13 protein-coding genes and 1 pseudogene are annotated in these 12,524 nt (G+C 64.6%); 6 read left to right on the top strand and 8 right to left on the bottom strand.

What is annotated here, in order from left to right; genetic code table 11:
• A partial coding sequence (gene pdxR, locus AC3WK8_RS08705) for a MocR-like pyridoxine biosynthesis transcription factor PdxR (protein WP_103327177.1) occupies positions 1–1,323 on the bottom strand: 1,323 nt, incomplete at its 3' end.
• 87 nt (positions 1,324–1,410) lie between these two features.
• On the opposite strand from pdxR, the gene AC3WK8_RS08700 reads away from it, so the two are divergent.
• The 3 genes from AC3WK8_RS08700 to AC3WK8_RS08690 are packed head-to-tail and all read left to right on the top strand — an operon-like array spanning position 1,411 to position 2,933.
• On the top strand, positions 1,411–1,857 hold the full coding sequence (locus AC3WK8_RS08700; protein ID WP_103327179.1) for a GNAT family N-acetyltransferase: 447 nt from the start codon (positions 1,411–1,413) through the stop codon (positions 1,855–1,857).
• Complete coding sequence (locus tag AC3WK8_RS08695) at positions 1,854–2,474, top strand: FMN-dependent NADH-azoreductase (protein WP_103327181.1); 621 nt, start codon at positions 1,854–1,856, stop codon at positions 2,472–2,474. Before AC3WK8_RS08700 ends, AC3WK8_RS08695 begins: the two co-directional genes overlap by 4 nt.
• A 27-nt stretch (positions 2,475–2,501) precedes the next feature.
• Positions 2,502–2,933: a carboxymuconolactone decarboxylase family protein gene (locus AC3WK8_RS08690; protein ID WP_103327182.1), complete on the top strand. Its 432-nt coding sequence runs from the start codon at positions 2,502–2,504 to the stop codon at positions 2,931–2,933.
• Positions 2,934–3,534: 601 nt separating this feature from the next.
• On the opposite strand, the gene AC3WK8_RS08685 is transcribed toward AC3WK8_RS08690, so the two are convergent.
• The 3 genes and pseudogenes from AC3WK8_RS08685 to AC3WK8_RS08675 all read right to left on the bottom strand — a co-directional run bounded on the left by AC3WK8_RS08685 (position 3,535) and on the right by AC3WK8_RS08675 (position 6,621).
• Positions 3,535–4,323, bottom strand: coding sequence for a methyl-accepting chemotaxis protein (locus tag AC3WK8_RS08685; RefSeq protein ID WP_404696360.1), 789 nt, complete (start codon positions 4,321–4,323; stop codon positions 3,535–3,537).
• Positions 4,324–4,389: 66 nt separating this feature from the next.
• Positions 4,390–5,145 (bottom strand): annotated as a pseudogene (locus AC3WK8_RS08680) (MCP four helix bundle domain-containing protein); the annotation flags it as partial.
• Positions 5,146–5,964: 819 nt separating this feature from the next.
• Positions 5,965–6,621, bottom strand: a complete 657-nt coding sequence (locus AC3WK8_RS08675; protein ID WP_103323820.1) for an O-methyltransferase — start codon at positions 6,619–6,621, stop codon at positions 5,965–5,967.
• A gap of 102 nt (positions 6,622–6,723) precedes the next feature.
• On the opposite strand from AC3WK8_RS08675, the gene AC3WK8_RS08670 reads away from it, so the two are divergent.
• Positions 6,724–7,389 (top strand): TetR/AcrR family transcriptional regulator, encoded by a 666-nt coding sequence (locus AC3WK8_RS08670; protein ID WP_103323821.1) that lies wholly within the window; start codon positions 6,724–6,726, stop codon positions 7,387–7,389.
• Between the two features lie 202 nt (positions 7,390–7,591).
• Positions 7,592–8,020 carry a type II toxin-antitoxin system HicB family antitoxin gene (locus tag AC3WK8_RS08665; RefSeq protein WP_085596473.1) on the top strand — a complete coding sequence of 143 codons (429 nt, stop codon included), beginning with the start codon at positions 7,592–7,594 and terminating at the stop codon, positions 8,018–8,020.
• A 203-nt stretch (positions 8,021–8,223) separates the two neighbouring features.
• Here the strand turns inward: AC3WK8_RS08665 and AC3WK8_RS08660 are convergent, their stop codons facing one another.
• A complete protein-coding gene (locus AC3WK8_RS08660) occupies positions 8,224–8,928 on the bottom strand; it encodes a glutathione binding-like protein (RefSeq protein WP_085596474.1) in 705 nt (234 codons plus the stop codon).
• Positions 8,929–9,155: 227 nt separating this feature from the next.
• On the opposite strand from AC3WK8_RS08660, the gene AC3WK8_RS08655 reads away from it, so the two are divergent.
• The gene (locus AC3WK8_RS08655; protein WP_085596475.1) at positions 9,156–9,830 is read left to right on the top strand and encodes a histidine phosphatase family protein; all 675 of its coding nucleotides are present in this window, start codon (positions 9,156–9,158) and stop codon (positions 9,828–9,830) included.
• Here AC3WK8_RS08655 and AC3WK8_RS08650 read toward each other — a convergent pair whose 3' ends face one another.
• Genes AC3WK8_RS08650 through AC3WK8_RS08640 form a run of 3 tightly spaced genes read right to left on the bottom strand, consistent with a single transcriptional unit; the run spans position 9,831 to position 12,516 of the window.
• Positions 9,831–11,120 (bottom strand): NAD(P)/FAD-dependent oxidoreductase, encoded by a 1,290-nt coding sequence (locus tag AC3WK8_RS08650; protein WP_103323822.1) that lies wholly within the window; start codon positions 11,118–11,120, stop codon positions 9,831–9,833. It abuts the gene before it with no gap.
• Positions 11,117–11,863, bottom strand: a complete 747-nt coding sequence (locus AC3WK8_RS08645) for an amino acid ABC transporter ATP-binding protein (protein ID WP_022643894.1) — start codon at positions 11,861–11,863, stop codon at positions 11,117–11,119. The genes AC3WK8_RS08650 and AC3WK8_RS08645 overlap by 4 nt, the downstream gene beginning before the upstream one ends.
• Positions 11,860–12,516, bottom strand: coding sequence for an amino acid ABC transporter permease (locus AC3WK8_RS08640; protein WP_085596478.1), 657 nt, complete (start codon positions 12,514–12,516; stop codon positions 11,860–11,862). The genes AC3WK8_RS08645 and AC3WK8_RS08640 overlap by 4 nt, the downstream gene beginning before the upstream one ends.
• Positions 12,517–12,524: the final 8 nt, after the last annotated feature.

Raw genomic sequence — 12,524 nt, 5'->3', positions numbered from 1 at the left:
CCCCTGCCTAACCCCCTCCCTCAGGTACCACTGCGACAGCGGCTCCACAGCAATGCCCTGCGCCCAGGTCCGCTGGGCAATCTGCACGTCGTCCCCCTCCGCCAAGCCGGCCACCACATGCATGCCCCCGGCCTGCGGGTCTATCTGCAACCGCCCCGCCAACTGCTGGTGCAACGCCTCAACCAGCCATTGCCGCCGACGCGCATACAGGCCACGCATCTTCTTCAAGTGCCGGGCAAAGTGCCCCTCGTTGAGAAAGGCCGCCACCGTCGCCTGCAACAGCTGCGGGCAGTGATTGTGCAAACGATCCGCCTGCCGGGCGAACGCCTGGGCCTGTTCGGCGGGCACCACCAGGTAGGCCAGGCGCAACCCTGGAAACAACACTTTGCTGAAGGTGCCGGTGTAGAGCACGCGGCCCTGCTGGTCGAGGCTCTTGAGGGCCGGCAAGGGCTTGCCCTGGTAGCGGTACTCGCTGTCGTAGTCGTCCTCGATGATCCAGCTGCCCTGGCGCTTGGCCCAGTCCAGCAGGGCCAGGCGCCGCGGCAGAGACAGCGACACCCCCAGCGGGCTCTGGTGGGTCGGGGTGACCACGGCAAAATCGGCCTCTGGCGCGCGGGCGATGCCTTGGGCGACGTCCAGGCCCTGATCGTCCACGGGCACTGGCACCAGCTGGGCGCCGGCCGCCAGCAGCGCGCTCCTGGCCATGAAGTAGCCGGGCTCCTCCAGCCAGCAGGTGGCCCCTTTGCGCATCAGCGTGTGGCTGATCAGGTCGAGGCAGGCGCGGTAGCCGGCGCAGACGAAAATCTGCTCCGGCTGGCAGCTGATGCCCCGGGAAATCCCCAGGTAGGACGCAATGGCCGCCCGCAACGGCGCATAGCCTCGCGAGTCCGGATAGACGAAGCCTTCGGTGCCCGCCTGGCGCAGTTGCCGGCCCGCGAGGCGGGTCCAGAGCTTGCGCGGAAAGGCATCCAGCGCCGGCAGGCCCATTTGCAGCGCCAGCGGCGGCATGCCGGCGTGGGTGGCCTGGTAGTCCGTGGCCACCACCGGGGTGTGCGGCATGGGCGCGGCAACCGGTGCCAACTGCGGCGTGACAATGGTCCCGGCGGCTCCGCGAGCCGTCAGGTAGCCCTCGCCCATCAGCAGTTGGTAAGCCGCCTCCACAGTGCCACGCGCCAGGTTCAGTTCCGCCGCCAGGGCGCGCACCGCCGGCACCCGGTCTCCCGGACGCAGGCGGCCATCGGCGATGGACTCGCGAAACCGTTGATAAAGCTGGCGATAGATCGGCGCCGTCTGGCTGCGATCCAGTTCGAATGCGAGCATCATGGCCTAGTCATTTATGCACTTTTTGGCTCTACAGCTTAAGCCATCGTCCTTCTAAGGTGGGTCATCTCTTTTCAGCGGATGACGAACATGCCCTATACCCTTCAACACCTCGACAGCGAAGAAGCCTTTGCCGCCAGTTTCGACTTGATGCGCGTCCTGCGCCCACACCTCACCAGCCCCGCGGCCTATACCGCGCAACTGGCTCGGCAAGCCGCGCAGGGCTACCGCTTGCTCGCCGCGTGGGACGCTGAGCGCATCGTCGGCCTGGCGGGTTACCGCGAAATGGAAAACCTGCTCTACGGGCACTTCATCTACGTCGATGACCTGGTGGTGTGCCCCCAGCTCCAGCGCAGCGGCGTGGGCGCCCGGCTGTTGAGCGCCGTGCGGGATGAGGCCGTGCAACGTCAATGCGAGCACTTTGTGCTGGATACCGGCCTGCACATGCCCCTGGCCCAGCGCTTCTATTTTCGCCAGGGCTTGCTGGCCCGTGGCATGCACTTCACCCAACGCCTGCGCGATGAGGAGCCGGCATGAACAACCTGCTGCTGATCAACGCCAGCCCCCACGGCCAGGGTTCCCACGGGCACCAGCTGGCCCTGGAATTGACGGGCGCCCTGGGCCAACGGCATCCGCACCTCGAACTTTTCGAACGCGACCTGGCGGCGCAACCGCTGCCACCGCTGGGCCCGGACTACGCCCACGCCCTGACCACCGCCACGCCCTTCGACGCGCCGCTGTTCGAGGTGTCCGAACGGTTGATTCGTGAGTTGGAGCGCAGCGATGCCCTGGTCATTGCCACGCCGATGCACAACTTCACCCTGCCGGCCGCGCTCAAGCTCTGGGTCGATTATGTCCTGCGCATTCACCGCACCTTCAGCGCCCTCCCGGAGGGCAAGGTCGGCCTGCTCAAGGACCGCCCGGTGCATGTGCTAGTGAGCTCCGGCGGCTTTCACCAAGGCGAACGGGCACGCCAACCGGACTTCCTGACGCCCTACCTGCGCCACGTGCTCAACACCCTCGGCCTGTTCGACCTGCAGTTCACCTACCTCCAGGGCTTGGTGTTCGGGGACGACGCCGTGCGGCAGACCATCGAAGAAGCCCGCACGGCACTGTTTTCCAAGCCCCTGTTCACCCCCCTTGTGGATGCTTGATCACTTTTTCCCTACCGGAGTTTCACCATGAGCCAACTCAGACTGCCCTTTGCCACCCTGTCGCCTGCCGCCTATCAAGGCCTGCTCGCCACCAACACCGCGCTCGCCGCCAGCCCGCTCGGCTTGCCCTTGCTGGAACTGGTGTACTTGCGCGTATCGCAGATCAACGGCTGCTCGTTCTGCCTGGGCAAGCATTCGCAGACCCTGCGCGAGAGTGGAGTGACACAAGACAAACTGGACTGCCTCGCCGGCTGGCGCGTCAGCGAACTGTTCAACGACCGCGAACGCGCCGCCCTGGCCTGGGCCGAAACCCTCACCTACGTCCACGACAAAGGCGCGCCGGACGAACTGTACGAACCACTGAAAGCACACCTGAGCGACGTCGAGATTTCCGACCTGACGCTGGCCGTGTCTCTGATGAATGCCTTCAACCGGCTGGCGGTGGGGATGAAGCTCTAAGGGCGGGATCGCCATCGACTGTGCAACGGCAAGAACTACGCCGGCGGGTCACCCAAAAGGTGCATCTGCTCACCCGAGAGGGATGCGCGGTGCTGGAGGTGATTCAGTGGCACACAGCGCTGGAGAGCTGAGCGCCACCCCATTCAACAAGCGCGTAAAACGCGCTTGGCGTTGCTTTGGCGTTTGATCTGGCTTTGGCTTTTGATCTTGATCCACCCGCCCCTTTAAACACGATGGCCGAACGCAGGTATTGAGCCGTGGGCAACCCGGCAGGACGCCGGGTTAGCCGCCCCCCGCCATGGATGGCCGGGGGCGGCGGCCCACGGATCAATACCGGAGAGAGGGCATGCCGAGCTATGCGAGGCACCGAGTGAGGGGGCAGAAGCCCTTTGGTTACTTTGGGGCTTTTCCAAAGTGACCCGCTGTAAGAGCGGAACCGATAGTGGCCGCACCCGCTGCAACGGATATGCACACAGAACCGCGTAGAGTCAGGCAAAAAGCATCGCCAGGTTTAGCAAGGACTACGTCCCCGTACGCAGCCTCGCTGCACTCGACAGCGGCTACAGGCTAATGGGGCGGCTCCCCATAGGCAGCACCACGCTTAGACCTTGAACCGCGCCACCAACCGATTCAACTCCGTCGCCAGATTAGCCATCTCCCCACAGGCACTGGCCGTCTGACTGGCCCCCGCCGAACTCTGGACCGACAGCTCACGGATGCTGGTCAAGTTCTGGTCGGCCTCGCGGGCCACCTGCGCCTGCTCCTCCGAGGCAGTGGCGATCAACAGGTTGCGCTCGTTGATCTGGGTGATGGCCTGGGCGATCTGCTTGAGCGACTGGTCGGCGTTCTGCGCCACCGAGATCGAGTTGTTGGCCATTTCCGCGCTGACGTTCATGGCGCTCACCGCCTGGGTCGAGTCGGCCTGGATCGCGCTGATCATCTGCTCGATCTCCTGGGTCGACTGCTGGGTCCGGTGGGCCAGCGCCCGCACCTCGTCGGCCACCACCGCAAAGCCACGGCCCTGCTCACCGGCCCGCGCCGCCTCGATGGCGGCGTTGAGGGCCAGCAGGTTGGTCTGCTCGGCGATGGCGCGAATCACCTCCACCACCTTGCTGATGTCCTGGGCCCTGCTGGACAAGGCCTTGACCTGCTCGCCAGTGCTGGCGACGTTGCCGGCCAGGCCTTCGATGGCTTTGAGGGTCTGGGCCACGTTCTCGATGCCGGAGCGGGTGAACTCCAGCGACTCGCGGGAAGACTGCGCGGCGGCCTCGGCGTTGCGCGCCACTTCATCCACCGCAGCGCTCATCTGCGTCACGGCGGTGGCGGCCAGGCTGACCTCGTCGTTCTGCCGTACCAGCCCACGGCTGGCGTCTTCGGTCACCGCGGTCATTTCCTCCGAGGCCGAAGCCAGTTGGGTCGAGGAGTCGGCGATATGGGCGATGGTCTCCCGCAGGTTGGCCTGCATCTTCGCCAGTGCGGCCAACAGCCGACCGGCTTCGTCGCCGCCGCTTACGCCGATGTCCCGGGACAGGTCGCTGCCGGCGATGCGCTCGGCCACCGCCAGGGCATCGCCAATCGGCGCGGTGATACTGCGGGTCAGCACCGCGGCCAGGGCGACGGTCAGCAGCACGGTGACCACCAGCAGGCCGACCACCAGGCTCACGCCGCCGCTGTAGACCGAGGTCGCATGCACCCCGGCGCCCTTGGCTCCCTCGTCGTTGAAGTCCGAGAGCTTGTCCATCTTGTCCTGCAAGGAATTGGTCATGGGGCTGATGCGGGTATTGATCAGGGTGATGGCCGCTGCGTTATCGCCACTGCGCAGCAGCGGCTCCAGCTCGTCCAGCAACTTGAAGTAGGCCTGCACGTCCCCAGCTACCGCCTGGTACAACTCACGCTCCGCCGAGCCGCTGATCAGCGGCACGTACTGGGTCAGGGTGCCCTGCAAGGTACTGCGATAACCGCCCAACGCGGCGATCCGGGTCTGGCGCTGCTGCTCGTCGGTGGTCACGGTGATGCGCAAGCTTTCCAGGCGCAGGCGCAGGGTGCCGGCCTTCATCTTGCCGACTTCCCGGATGCTGGCCATCCAGTTGTTTTCCACATCCTGCTCGGACTCGCGCAGCTTGCCCATCTGCAACACCGCGACCACTCCCAGGGCAAAGACCACCAGGATAATGAGTGAGAAAAACACGGCAGACCTGGGCGCGAGATTCATTGTCCTGACGTTCATTGGTTATCTCTCTTATAGAAAGCTCGATGGTTCGCGGTTGTACGTTATCGACGCCAGGGAATGGGACATGGCACCGATGCAAGGTTGGGCAAAACGGTGATGGCTACAGGCAATTGCACGTTGTCATCACGATAGATCCAGCCTCGTCACAAAACCATTTTGCTGGCGTGAATTTTTATGGTCTGAGGCGTGGGGGCAAGGCACGACAGGAGCCGCTCCACCGGCCTTGGCTTTGGCTTTGGCTTTGGCTTTTGATCTTGATCCACCCGCCCCTTTAGACACGATGGCCGAACGCAGGTATTGAGCCGTGGGCAACCCGGCAGGACGCCGGGTTAGCCGCCCCCGGATCAATGCCTTCGTTCTGGCATGCCGAGCCTGGGCGAGGCACCGAGTGAGGGGGCAGAAGCCCTTTGGTTACTTTGGGCTGGGCCGGCATTCCGGCTTTTCCAAAGTGACCCGCTGTAAGAGCGGAACCGCCAGTGGCCACACCCGCAGCAACGGATATGCACACAGAACCGCGTGGAGTCAGGTGAAAAGCGTCGCCAGGTTTAGCGAGGACTGCGTACTCGCTGCCCTCGCCCAACCGCCACCCCCCCGATCTCGCGGGCATGGGCTGGGGCAGGCTGAATCTCGACCCCCATGCCCTACCCGGGCAAAACCGAAAGGGCCAACGTGGCCTTGCCGGGGCCTGAGATCCAGCGCATCGACCGTTTGGGGAGCACAACATCAAGGGCCGCTCGAGCCCCTGGCCGATGCCGCGCAGGAAAAACCGGGCGCTGAACCATCATCAGCGCCCCCGGCGCCTCAGCCCAGGCGCATGCTCAGCTCGATATCATCGGCGAACGGCACCGACAAGTAGCCGTTTTGCGGCGCCCGGACGTGCGCGAGGTACTCGGGGCAGTAGTCGGTGTTGTCCGCCACCACCAGCGCGCCAGGTTTCAGGTGCGGTTCCACCAGCCCCAGGACCTCCCCATACAGCGCCTTGGCGCCATCGAGCAGGAGCAGGTCGATGCTCTCAGGAAGGTCGCCGGCCAAGGTCACCAGCGCGTCGCCCTGGCGAATCTGCACCAGGTCGCCGACGCCGGCCTCGAGCATGTGCTCGCGGGCCATGGCGACCTTCGAGGCTTCGAACTCGCTGCCGATCAGCACGCCGCCGCCGTTGTCGCGCAGAGCGGCCGCCAGGTGCAGGGTGGACAGGCCGAACGAGGTGCCGAATTCGACGATGCTCCTGGCCTTGGCATTGCGCACCAGCAGGTACAAGAGCTTGCCGGTATCCCGCGAGACCGGCAGCCACAGGTCCTTGAGCAGTCCGTAGAACTCGAGGTAGTCGGTCTTGCTGTGCATCAGCCGTTCGCGTTCTTCCCGGGGCAGGTTGTCGAGGGCCGGGCTGGTGGCGGCATCGGCCAGGGTGTAGAGGCGTTCGATCAAGCCCGCCAGGGGCTCGCAGGTGAGGGTCGTCATGCTGGTCTTCCATCGGATGGGTCTAAGATGTTGGGTCACGACCATGATGGGAGCGATTCGGCCCATCCGCTATTCGCATTCCCAGGCACATCCGAGCTGTCCATGAGCAAGCGCCAGAGCCCTCGTATTTCCTCACGCAAACAGCCACAGCAGTCGCGCTCCACCGAGCTGGTAGCAGCGATTCTGCAGGCCGCCATTCAGGTTTTGACCCAACAGGGCGCCAAGCGCTTCACCACCGCGCGGGTCGCGGAAAAGGCCGGGGTGAGCATCGGTTCGCTGTACCAGTACTTTCCCAACAAGGCGGCGATCCTGTTCCGCCTGCAAAGCGATGAGTGGCTGCAAACCCGGCAGATGTTGAGCCGGATCCTCGACGACCAGGCACAAGCGCCCCTGGCGCGCCTGCGCAGCCTGGTGCATGCCTTCATCCGCTCGGAGTGCGAGGAGGCGCCGCTGCGCAGTGCCTTGAACGAGGCCGCGCCGCTGTATCGCGATGCCCCCGAGGCTGGCGCAGCCCGTGCGGGGGGACGGCAGATCTTCACCGGTTTCATGCTCCAGCTGCTGCCCGATGCCAGCGAAGCGACCCGCGCCGCGGCCTGCGAGCTGATCCTTTCCACGCTCAGTTCGGTGGGCAAGGATTTCTCCAGCAAGCCCCACACGAAGAACGCCATGACCGAGCGCGCCGACGGCCTGGCGGACATGTTCAGCGCCTACGTCGTGGCGCTCGCCCAACCCGGGGCGGCGACCATGCCCGCCCCTGTCGACAGCTGAGGTTTTCAGGCTGTTGTTTGCCTGCCACTGCCGCTGAAACCTTGACCTAGAGCCCTGGACACAATCGTTCAAACATTGTCCCGACAGGGTTCGTTGTGCCGGCCTCGGCATCATTTTTATAGTGCGATCTGGCGGGGTCAGCCTGCCCTTGCAATTGCTTCTTTAAGGAATGAAGTCCGGCCCTACAGAAGGATGAGCAGCCATGTACGCATACCCTGTGATCATGAACCTGGAAAACGGCCACCCACGGATCAGCTGTGTCGACGTACCCGGCATGGCCTGCGTCGGCGATACGCCGGAGCAAGCCATGGCCGATGCGGTGATCGCCCTGGAGATGGCGCTGTCGTTGTATGTCATGCAGCGGATGGCGATTCCACTGCCCTCGCCCTGCCCTGCGGGGCAACAGCTGGTGCGCTTGCCGGCGCTGAGCGTGGCCAAGGTGGCGCTATGGAATGCCATGCTCAGGCAGCGGGTGAGCAAGGCGGAACTGGCCAGGCGCCTGGGGGTGAACCGGCCGCAGGTGGACCGGCTGGTGAACCTGCTGCATCGCTCGAAGATCGAGAAGGTGGAACAGGCACTAAGGGTGTTGGGATGGCGGATCGAGGTGGCGGTGGTAAAAGCCGCCGTGTAGCCGCTGTCGAGCTGGCGAAGCTGCGCACGGCCCGGCACGGGCCGCCAGGCCTGCCTGCGTGCAATAACTGACATACCGCGCCAGGCGATTTTGCGGCCGCTACGCGCCCGTACGCAGCCGCGCTGCGCTTGGCAGCGGGTACAGGGTTGCCGTCAATCCCGGGGGCATTGTCCGCTGCAGCCGCCAAGTCCCGTTCGGCCGGGTCAGGCCACCTTGGGTATCTCCAACCCGCGGATCACCGCCGGGCGGGCCACGAATTTCGCCAGCACTCGCTTGACCTCAGGGAAGTTGTCGATACCCACCAGCTCGCCGGCCTCGTAGAAGCCGAGCAGGTTGCGGATCCACGGGAAGGTGGCGATATCGGCGATGGTGTAGCGCTCGCCCATGATCCAGTCACGCCCTTGCAGGTGCTTGTCGAGCACCCCCAGCAGGCGCTTGGCTTCGTTCACGTAGCGCTCCAGGGGGCGCTTGTCCTCGTACTCCTTGCCGGCGAACTTGTTGAAGAAGCCCACCTGGCCGAACATCGGCCCGATGCCGCCCATCTGGAACATCAACCACTGGATGGTTTCATAGCGGGCCGCCGACTCCTGGGCCAGCAGTTGCCCGCTCTTGTCGGCCAGGTAGATCAGGATCGCCCCGGACTCGAACAGCGCCAGCGGTCGCTCGCCCGGGCCATGGGGATCGAGGATCGCCGGGATCTTGTTGTTGGGGCTGACACTGAGGAACTCGGGCGTCATCTGGTCCTGGGTATCGAAGCTGACCCGATGGGCCTCGTAAGGCAGGCCGATCTCTTCGAGCATGATCGAGACCTTGACCCCATTGGGGGTCGGCAGGGAGTACAACTGGATCCAGTCGGGAAATTGCGCGGGCCATTTCTGGGTGACGGCAAAAGCGGAAAGATCGGTCATGACAGGCTTCCAGTCTCAATCAAAAGGGGAACAGCGCCACAGGTGGGCAACCGCGGGGAATTATCCGCCGGCTTTTCTTAAATCGGCAACCTGCAGCGTTCAACCTGCCAGTGATCGAACCAAATACCATTCAGGGACTCAGAACCCACGGCCCCGACAGGCCGCAGCAACGACAAGGAACATCGGTTTGTCAGCCGTCATGAATGCCCGCGAAGAAACACAAGCCCATGAGCCTGCCCCGCCGCCTTGCCCGCTACGCCCTGCACCGCCGCTACCTGCCGCTCCCCGCCCTGCTGCTGGGCAGTACCTTGTGCCTGTCCCTGGAATCCAGCGTCAGCCGCGCGCAACCAGCGGATGGCACCCAGACCCTGGTCTTTTTGCGCCACGCGGAAAAGCCCGCCGGCGGCCTTGGCCAACTCAACTGCCAGGGCCTGAACCGGGCCATCGACCTGGCCTCGCTGCTGCCGGAAAAGTTCGGCAAGGCGCAGTACGTGTTCGCCGCCGACCCGACGCGCAACGTCGAGGAAGGCGAGTTGGACAACTCCTACAGCTACATCCGCCCGTTGATGACCATCAGCCCCAGCGCCATCAAGCTGGGCCTGCCGGTGAACATCGATTTTGCCGCCAACGACACCAGCGACCTGGCGGACGAGCTGCTGCATGATCGCTACCACAACTCGATCATCTACACCGCCTGGTCCCACGGCTACCTGCCGGAGTTGATCAACAAGGTCGCTGAAGAAGCCGTGGGCGAAAAACACTCGATCACCGAAGACTGGGCTTCCAATGACTTCGACTCGCTGTACGTGCTGACCCTGACCTGGCGCGACGGCAAGGCCAGCCTGCACAGCCAGAGCTACAAGCAGGGCCTGGACAATGGCGCGCATGAGTGCCCGAGCTGATCAGCCCAGGGCATCGAGCATCCGATACCAGGCAATCCCCGCACCCAGGTACAAGCGTTGCAAACCATGCAACGGGATCGGCCGCAGCGGCGTGAGTGGAAATGGAAAACCCTGCCCTGTGCCAATCAATCTTCCGGCCAGGTGCTTGCCCAACAACGTCGACAGGGCAATGCCACGGCCGTTGTAACCCAGCAGGATCGACAATCCCGGCGCAGGTTCATGCAATTGCGGCAGGAAACTCGGCGTCAGGGCCACGCGCCCGCTCCAGCGGTACTCGATGGGTATACCCGCCAGTTGTGGAAACAAGGTCAGTAGCGAGCGCTCCAAGTGGCCCCAGTCGGCATCCTGGCGCGGTTCGGAAAACGGCCCGCGCCCCCCCAGCAACAAGCGTCCCTGGGCATCCTGCTTGAAGTACAACAGCAACCGCCGGGCATCGGAGCACACCTCGCCACCGGGCAGGATGCTTTGGCGTAGCGGCGCAGGCAGCGGGCGGGTAGCGATGATGAAGCTATTGGCGGCGATCACCGTCTGGCGCAGTCCCGGCCACAGTCCATCGGTGTAGCCGTTGGTCGCCAGCACGACCTTCGGCGCGCGCACCCGGATGCCGCGCCCAGTCTCCAGGGTCCATTGCCCGCCATCGCGGTACAGTTGCCGGACCCGGCTCTGGCCATGCAGGCTCACTCCCAGCCCCAGGGCCACCCGGGCCAGGCCCCGGGCATAGTTCAAGGGATGCAAGCTGCCGGCCCGCGGGTCGACCCAGGCGCCCACATACTGTTGACTACCGATGCGTCGGCCCACCGCGGCCTTGTCCAATAACTCCACGGCCACACCGCGCTGGCGCCATTGCTCGGCGCGTCGCTCCAGAGTGTGCATCGCGGCACTGGAACACGCCGGCTGGATCCAGCCCTTGCGAGTGGCATCGCAGCCAATGCCGTACTCGTTGATCAGCTCGAACACTTCATCGGCCGCCGAACCCACGGCATTTACCAGCGCCTCGCCCTGCACCGGACCGAACTTGGCCAGCAGTTGCTCGGGATCGAACTTGAGCCCGGGAATCACCTGCCCACCGTTGCGCCCGGAAGCCCCCCAGCCGGGCTCACCGGCATCCAGCACACAGACCCTGGCACCGGCCTGGGCCAGGCGCAGCGCCGTGACCAGCCCGGTGTAGCCAGCCCCGACAATCGCCACATCGACCTCACGGTCCTCGGCCAGCGCCGGTGTGTGCTCGGCCGGCATGGCGGTGGCCGCCCACAGCGAAGGCGGCAAGCGCAAGGGTTCAGAGATGCTCATGCCTGCACCTCCCCGCCCTGGTTGAGCAAGCGTCGCAGGAAGTCCTGGGTACGCGGATGAGTGGGACTGCTGAGCACGGCCCTCGCCGGCCCGGCCTCGACGATGCGCCCGCCGTGGAGGAAGCACACCTGGTCCGCCACGTCCTGGGCAAAGCCCATTTCATGGGTGACCACGATCATGGTCATGCCCTCGTCGGCCAACTTGCGCATCACCGCCAGTACCTCCCCCACCAGCTCCGGATCCAGGGCCGAGGTCGGCTCGTCGAACAGGATCGCCTCGGGGTCCATGGCCAGCGCCCGGGCAATCGCCACCCGTTGCTGCTGGCCGCCGGAGAGTTCGTCCGGATAGGCGTGCATGCGATGGGCCAGGCCGACCTTTTCCAGCAGTGCCTCGGCCCGCAGGCGCGCTTGCGTGGGGTCCTGCTGCTTGACGTAGATCGGCCCCTCGGTGACGTTCTGCAACGCCGTGCGGTGGGGAAACAGATTGAAGCGCTGGAACACCATGGCCACCCGGGTGCGCAGTTCATGGATGCTCTTGGCTTGCCGATCGACCCGCGCCCCGCTCACCAGGATGTCACCCTGCTCGTAGCTTTCCAGGCCATTGATGCAGCGCAGCAGGGTCGACTTGCCAGACCCCGAAGGCCCGATCAGGCACACCACTTCACCGCTGTGCACCTCAAGGTCGATGCCTTCGAGCACCGCCACGTTGCCGAAGCTCTTGTGTACGCCCTTGATCTGGATCATGGCTTTCTCCGGGTGCTGATACGCGCCTCCAGGCGGCGCAGGGCAAAGGACAATGGCAGGCTCAAGGCCAGGTAGAGCAAGGCGACCAGGGTGTAGACGGTCATGTTCTCGAAGGTCGAGGAAGCGATCAGTTGCCCGGCGCGGGTCATCTCGGCCACGGTGATGGTGGACACCAGCGACGAGTCCTTGAGCATCATCACCAGGGTGTTGCCATACGGAGGCAAGGCGATGCGCAAGGCCTGGGGCAGGACCACCCGGCGCATGATCATCGGCCCACGCATGCCGATGGACTCGGCCGCTTCGATCTGCCCCTGGTGGATGGCCTGGATCCCGGCACGAAAGTTTTCCGCCTGGTACGCCGAATAGGCGATGCCCAGGCCGATCACCCCAGCCTGCATGGCGCTGAGCTGGATACCGAAATCCGGCAGCACGAAATAGATGTAGAACAGCTGGACGATGATCGGCAGCCCCCGAATGACATTGACCAGGCCGATGGCGAACAACGCCACCGAGCGCACCTTGGACACCATCATCAAGGCGAAGACCAGGCCGATCAGCGAACTGAGCACGAATGAGCCAACGGTGACCTGCAGGGTGACTACCGCCCCTTTCAATAGAATGGGCAGGAAGTCCAGAGCGTTCTGGAGAAACATGGCAAGAC

It is taken from the genome of Pseudomonas sp. FW507-12TSA (assembly GCF_058781435.1).
The sequence above is the reverse complement of the archived record's forward strand: the minus strand, read 5'-3'. Positions and strand labels throughout refer to the sequence as shown.